The following is a 6,000-nucleotide window of genomic DNA, read 5'->3' on the forward strand; positions in this document are numbered from 1 at the left end:
GCCCCCACCGCGGCCGTCCGCGAGGCCGCCCCAGCACAGTGAACGAAGACCTCCTTGCCTTCGGCGCGAAGCTCGGCCAGGACGTCGGTCGCGTCGACGAGGGTGAAGTCGGGATTCGGATTGTGGCCCGGCTGCTCCACCAGCCAAACCCACACCGGTGGCCCATCGCCTGATGCGAGAAATGTTGGGGCAGTAGCTAATCATGAAACCCCCATTTTTGCGCACCCGCCTGAACGGCGCATAGGCGTTACTGAGATTCTGTAGGTAGTCAAGCTGGATGGATTGCCGTCCAGCAAGTTCCAAGGAACGGGTTTCCGGACAGCGGCGGCGAAAACGTCGGGCATCGCGCATCGGGTCGCGCTCGTTCAACCGAAATGAACTGCGGCGATCGATTTCTCAGGCCATCCTAGGTCGCGGAACCCGCGAAACAAGTCGGGTCACCCGGCGATCCCGGGTAGCGACCCTTCGCGTTTGGCGTTGTGCCCCAACGTCAGAGTGAGATTGCCCTCGACGCGCAATCGTTTCAACCCGCCCGGACGTGGATGCGGGCCGAGCTTTCCCCGCAGTTGCGGAATTCCACGCCGACGACGACCAAGCCGGTGCCCGCCAGGTGCTCCCGAATGCGCGAGTACATCGCGTCGGCGTCCGGGCGACTGACATACAGCGTGACGTCGGACCTTCGCATGGGCAGACCCGAGAACGACAGAACGACCAACAGCTCGCCAGATAATCTCAGCCGCGGCCGGTTGCGCAGAAGGGGCTCACCGTCGGCAACTTGCTGGTCGAGATCCTGCCGACGGCGTCCTAGGTCACCGAGACCTCGGAATCAAGGCCGCCACAATCGGTTTCGCTCCAGGACGTTCACTCGGCTGGTAATTTGACCCACTATGGGTGCTTTGGATGGGCGCGTCGCCTTGATCACCGGCGGGGCCCGCGGGCAGGGCCGCGCGCACGCACTGGCGCTCGCCGCCGAGGGGGCCGACATCGTGGTCGCCGATGCTCCAGCCGCGATGGCGGACCTGACCTATCCGCTGGGCACCGAGGACGACCTGCGCGAGACGGCCAAGCTGGTCGACGAACTGGGCCGGCGCTGCGTCCCGCTGACGCTCGACGTGCGCGACGCCAACGCCGTCAACGCCGCGGTCAACCAAACCGTCGCCGACCTGGGTAGCCTCGACATCGTCGTGGCCAACGCCGGAATCGTCAGCACCGGGCCGCTGGACGAGGTCAGCGAACGGGTGTGGCGGCAGTTGATCGACACCAACCTGACCGGCACATTCCACACCCTGCGCGCGGCCATACCGGTGATGCGTCGGCAACGATTCGGCCGCATCGTGGTCACCTCGTCGATGGGCGGCCGGATGGGCATCCCGGACCTGGCCGCCTACAACGCGACCAAATGGGGCGTCATCGGCTTGGCGAAATCGGCCGCGCTGGAGGTCGCCAGGGAGGGCGTGACGATCAACGTCGTCTGCCCGACCACCACGCAGACTCCGATGGTGCAACCCGCCGGCGGCGACGACATCCCGGACGATCTCGTACGGCGAATGATGAAGGCCAACCCGATTCCCCAGCCGTGGCTGCAGCCCGAAGACGTCAGCCGCGGCGTGCTGTACCTGGTCACCGACCCGGGTGTGATCACCGGCAGCGTCCTCGAGATCGGCCTGGGCGGCAGCGCCCGCATTCACTGACGCAAAGGAGTCGCCACGTGTGCGATCGGTTCATCGTGCCGACTGCGGTCTTACGCCGCCTCGCTGAGGATGATTCGATTCCGGCGGACTCGCGCGATGCGATCCGCGAGAGCGTTGCCGTCGAAAACATGTGGCGTGGGCTACGCATCGCGCACACCAGCGCGACACAGTCCAGTCTGCTGGCCACAGAATTTACCGGCCGGCGGCTTGCCGGCGTGCTGGCGACTGCCCCAGCGGTAACGATCTACGACTGCAAGAACACTCGATCGCTGCCCGGCTTGCCGGTTGCAGATCCTCCTGACAGCATCGACATCACGGCCAAGCGCGTGTTCGATACGACCCGTTCCGTCGTTCAATACTACCGAGAATGCTTTGGCCGCAACTCCGTTGACGGCAAAGGCATGACGTTGATGTCGTCGATCCACTACGGCGTGCGCTACGACAACGCTTTTTGGAACGGCGCTCAGATGACGTACGGCGACGGCGACGGCCAGGTCTTCGCCGACTTCACGAAGTCAGATGACGTCATCGGCCACGAGTTGACGCACGGTGTCACACAATTCACTGCAGGGCTCGACTACTCCGACGAGCCTGGCGCCCTCAATGAGAGCATCTCGGATGCGTTCGGCGCGATGTTCCACCAGTGGCGGAACAAGCAAACTGTCTCCGACTCGGGCTGGCTCGTCGGCCCAGGAGTGCTTGGTCCGACGGCAATTGCCAAGGGCTACAACTGTCTTCGCAATATGGCAGATCCCGGTTCCCGACGGTGCCTATCCCCGCAACCGTCGCATTACGCGGACTACGTGCCCGGCGGCGACCCGCACCAGAACAGCGGCATTCCCAATCACGCCTTCTATCTTTCGGCCATGAACGTCGGCGGACGATCATGGCAGAAGACCGGTAAGGTTTGGTACGCCGCTCTGACGAATCCCGACGCCGACCCGGCCATGGATTTCGGCAAGTTCGCCGCCCTCACGCGCTCCGCCGCCAGATCGCTGTTTGCCGCCGATCGCGACGTCTATCGTGGGGTGGACGACGCGTGGACGCGCGTCGGCATTCCAACCTGACTACGATCCGGGCGCAGCAATGCAGTACATCATCGAGCGACGCGGCGGCTTGGCCGGGCTGAAGGCCCGCTGCACTGTCGACGGCGATGCCCTGGACCCCGCTGATCGCGAGACACTCGAGCAACTACTCGACAGCGAAGAACCGTTGGACGCGGATTCCGGCGCCGACCGCTACACCTACCTGGTCACCCGTCAATCACCCTCGAGCACCAGAACACGCGAGATCCCAGAAAGCGTGATGCCCGACAACGTGGCAAGTGTTGTCGCAGCTGACATTTGACCGGCTCCGCCGCGCTCGCGATCGCCGCTATGCAGCGGACCTCTCCAGGATGTGTACGCCGCACGCCGAGCCGAGGCCGATCACGTGGGCCAACCCGACTTTGGCGTTCTCGATCTGCCGGTCGCCTGCTTCGCCGCGCAGGTGGTGGCAGATCTCCCAGATGTTGGCGATTCCGGTGGCGGCGATGGGATGGCCCTTGGACTGCAGCCCGCCCGAGACGTTCACCGGCATCGAGCCGTCCCGCCACGTCGCGCCCGAGTTGAAAAAGTCCGCGGCGCCACCCTTTTCGCACAGCATCAGGTTGTCGTAATGCACCAACTCGGCGGTGGCGAAGCAGTCGTGCAACTCGACCAGGTCCAGGTCGCCGGGCCCGATGCCGGCCTGCTCGTAGGCCGTCGCGGCGGCATTACGGGTCAGCGTGTTGACGTTCGGCAGCACCTGGCAGCCGTCCTCGAACGGGTCGGTGGTCAGGATCGATGCCGCGACCTTCACCGCCCGCTCGCGTTGGCGCAGTGACAGCGACTTCAACGTCTCGCCGTTGCACACCACCGCGGCAGCGGCACCGTCGCAGTTGGCCGAACACATCGGCCGCGTGTTCGGGTAGGCGATCATGACGTCGTTCATGATCTGGGCGAGGGTGAATTTCTTCTGATATGCGGCCAGTGGGTTCAGCGTCGAGTGCGCATGGTTCTTCTCGCTGATCTTGGCGAACAACTCGAAGCTGGTGCCACCGTATCTGTGGCCGTACTCGGTGCCGATCTGAGCAAACACACCCGGCATCGACTCGGTGCCGATCCGCCCGTCGACCGGGGCGACCGCGCCGTAGCGGCCTTTGGGCTCCCAGACATCGGCGTCCTTCTTCATCTGTCCGGCACCACCGAGCAGTCCGGCGCCGGACAGCTTCTCCACCCCGACCGCCAGGCCGTACGTCACCTCGCCGGCCTTGACCGCCATGATCGCGGTCCGCAGCGCGGTGGCGCCGGTGGCGCAGGCGTTGGCCACGTTGTACACCGGGATGCCGGTCTGGCCGATCTGCTTCTGCAGTTGCTGCCCGATCCCCGCGTTGGCCGCCATCAGGTTTCCCGCGGCGATGACGCCGATGTCGGCCATGGTCACCCCGGCGTCGACGAGGGCGCCGGTGGCGGCCTCGGCCGCGAGGTCGATGGTGTCTTTGTCGGCGTGCTTGCCGAATTTGGTCATCCGGATGCCGAGGATCCAAATGTCGTCGCTGGCGCTCATGGGCTGCTCCTTGTCGGTGCGGATGGTCAGTTCACGGGCTCAAAGCCGAAGCCGATCGCTTCGGTGCCCGCCGAGTCGGTGCCGATCGGGAATGTCGCCAGGCGCACTTTCATGCCGTCGCGGACGTGCTCGGGATCGGGCTCGACGTTGACCACATTGGCGCGCACCTGAGTACCGTCGCAGTCCACGACGGAGGCGACGAATGGGGTGGGAATGCCGGGCGCGGCAAAAGTGACGATGGTGAAGGCCCGCACGGTGCCCTCGGTAGGCACCGCGACCGTCCGGAATTCCGATGCGAAACAACCGGCGCAGGCGTTGCGCCGATCGAAAAATCGGGCGCCGCAGTTTCGGCATTCCTGCGCGACGAGGTGCGGATCGCCGTCGTCGAGCACCAAGTAGTCGACTAGTGGGATCTTGCCCGTCATAACACCTCCATTGTCTGCACTGTCGACCGTAGCCACTTCGGTTCAGCCACGGATGCCGAATATCAAGATCAGACCCAGCGAAAACGCGACTTCCGCCGCGACGAGCGATGCGCGCAAACCTTCGCTGAGCGCTTGTCCGGCTCTCGTGGTCTGGTAGGCCGTAGCCGAAACGTGACCGACGCTTTATCGAATTGCCCACGCGCCCTTACCTGTCCAATATTCCGGACATGCCTAGGATCGTTATTACAACTTGTCTACTAAAGGAATTGGTGCATGCGCGCGGTTCTTCGGTCTGTTCTGGTGGCGGCTGGCACCGCTGCATCAGTCGTCATGGGCCCCTCGGGGCTCAGCCTGGCCGCGGCGGACCAGTCGTTCCGCTTTCCGATCGCCTCGGTCGGTCCGACAGCCGGCGAGGTCGTGGGTGTCGCGCACCCGGTCGTCATCAGGTTCCGCGCACCCGTCACCAACCGGAGCGCCGCGCAGCGCTCCGTCCGCGTGACCTCATCGCCGCCGATGACCGGCAAGTACGAGTGGCTCGACAATGAAGTCGTGCAATGGCTTCCAGACCGATTCTGGCCGGCGCACAGCACCATTGCACTGTCGGTAGGCGGCGCCTCGGCGGAGATCAAGACCGGTCCCGCAGTGCTCGGCGTTGCCGACATCTCCGGCCACACGTTCACGGTCAGCGTCGACGGTGCTCCGAGCGGACCGTCGCAACAGCTGCCGGCACCGCACCACCAACCGCACTATGGCGAACCCGGCGTCATGCCCGCCTCAATGGGCCGGCCGCACTTTCCGACTCCCGTCGGCGTCTACACCGTGTTGTCGAAAGAACGCACGGTGATTATGGATTCGAGCAGTGTGGGCGTTCCTATCACCGATCCGGAGGGCTACAAGACTCCCGTGGAGTTCGCCACCCGAATCAGTAGCAGCGGGCTGTTCGTACATTCGGCGCCATGGGCCGCTCAGTCCCTGGGTCGTGAAAATGTCAGCCATGGCTGTATCAGTCTGAGTCCCGCCGACGCCGAGTGGTACTTCAACGCTGTCAATATCGGCGACCCAGTTGTCGTCAAAGAATAAGGCAAACAGCGTTTTTGATGGAGAACACAAAATGCCGCCCGGGCTCGGCCTAAAGCCGGAAACTGTTCTACAACAAACAGTTACACCGTTAACCTGACAGCCCCCCTTTCATGCTGTCGAGCAGTCTGTGCTCGTGGCAGTCTGACGAATTGGGGTTTGTGTTCATCGTGGCGAGTGCGTGCGTGCATGCGATCAGCATGTTCACCTCCTGGCATTCA

General features: G+C 64.1%; 6 protein-coding genes and 1 pseudogene. 4 read left to right on the forward strand and 3 right to left on the reverse strand.

Going from position 1 to position 6,000, the window contains the following annotated elements; all coding sequences use genetic code 11:
• Positions 1–409 precede the first annotated feature (409 nt).
• Positions 410–643 (reverse strand): annotated as a pseudogene (locus ABDV69_RS19800) (alpha/beta hydrolase); the annotation flags it as partial.
• 244 nt (positions 644–887) lie between these two features.
• Between ABDV69_RS19800 and ABDV69_RS19805 the strand changes: the two are divergent.
• The 3 genes from ABDV69_RS19805 to ABDV69_RS19815 are packed head-to-tail and all read left to right on the forward strand — an operon-like array spanning position 888 to position 3,038.
• Positions 888–1,691 carry a mycofactocin-coupled SDR family oxidoreductase gene (locus tag ABDV69_RS19805; RefSeq protein ID WP_343577431.1) on the forward strand — a complete coding sequence of 268 codons (804 nt, stop codon included), beginning with the start codon at positions 888–890 and terminating at the stop codon, positions 1,689–1,691.
• 17 nt (positions 1,692–1,708) lie between these two features.
• Positions 1,709–2,758, forward strand: coding sequence for a M4 family metallopeptidase (locus ABDV69_RS19810; protein WP_343577432.1), 1,050 nt, complete (start codon positions 1,709–1,711; stop codon positions 2,756–2,758).
• 19 nt (positions 2,759–2,777) lie between these two features.
• The gene (locus tag ABDV69_RS19815) at positions 2,778–3,038 is read left to right on the forward strand and encodes a protealysin inhibitor emfourin (RefSeq protein WP_343577433.1); all 261 of its coding nucleotides are present in this window, start codon (positions 2,778–2,780) and stop codon (positions 3,036–3,038) included.
• A gap of 27 nt (positions 3,039–3,065) precedes the next feature.
• Here the strand turns inward: ABDV69_RS19815 and ABDV69_RS19820 are convergent, their stop codons facing one another.
• Together ABDV69_RS19820 and ABDV69_RS19825 are read right to left on the reverse strand one after the other, a co-directional pair.
• Positions 3,066–4,277 carry a thiolase family protein gene (locus ABDV69_RS19820; RefSeq protein ID WP_343577435.1) on the reverse strand — a complete coding sequence of 404 codons (1,212 nt, stop codon included), beginning with the start codon at positions 4,275–4,277 and terminating at the stop codon, positions 3,066–3,068.
• A gap of 26 nt (positions 4,278–4,303) precedes the next feature.
• Positions 4,304–4,702 (reverse strand): OB-fold domain-containing protein, encoded by a 399-nt coding sequence (locus tag ABDV69_RS19825; RefSeq protein ID WP_343577436.1) that lies wholly within the window; start codon positions 4,700–4,702, stop codon positions 4,304–4,306.
• 273 nt (positions 4,703–4,975) lie between these two features.
• Between ABDV69_RS19825 and ABDV69_RS19830 the strand changes: the two genes are divergently transcribed.
• The gene (locus tag ABDV69_RS19830) at positions 4,976–5,782 is read left to right on the forward strand and encodes a L,D-transpeptidase (protein ID WP_343577438.1); all 807 of its coding nucleotides are present in this window, start codon (positions 4,976–4,978) and stop codon (positions 5,780–5,782) included.
• Positions 5,783–6,000 lie beyond the last annotated feature (218 nt).

Source organism: Mycobacterium sp. (genome assembly GCF_039583785.1).
Taxonomy (GTDB): domain Bacteria; phylum Actinomycetota; class Actinomycetes; order Mycobacteriales; family Mycobacteriaceae; genus Mycobacterium.

What these genes read in the sequence shown, in the direction of transcription:
- ABDV69_RS19820 (WP_343577435.1), bottom strand. Translation starts at nt 4,277, where the DNA reads ATGAGCGCCAGCGACGACATTTGGATCCTCGGCATCCGGATGACCAAA.
- ABDV69_RS19825 (WP_343577436.1), bottom strand. Translation starts at nt 4,702, where the DNA reads ATGACGGGCAAGATCCCACTAGTCGACTACTTGGTGCTCGACGACGGC.
- ABDV69_RS19830 (WP_343577438.1), top strand. Translation starts at nt 4,976, where the DNA reads ATGCGCGCGGTTCTTCGGTCTGTTCTGGTGGCGGCTGGCACCGCTGCA.
- ABDV69_RS19805 (WP_343577431.1), top strand. Translation starts at nt 888, where the DNA reads ATGGGTGCTTTGGATGGGCGCGTCGCCTTGATCACCGGCGGGGCCCGC.
- ABDV69_RS19815 (WP_343577433.1), top strand. Translation starts at nt 2,778, where the DNA reads ATGCAGTACATCATCGAGCGACGCGGCGGCTTGGCCGGGCTGAAGGCC.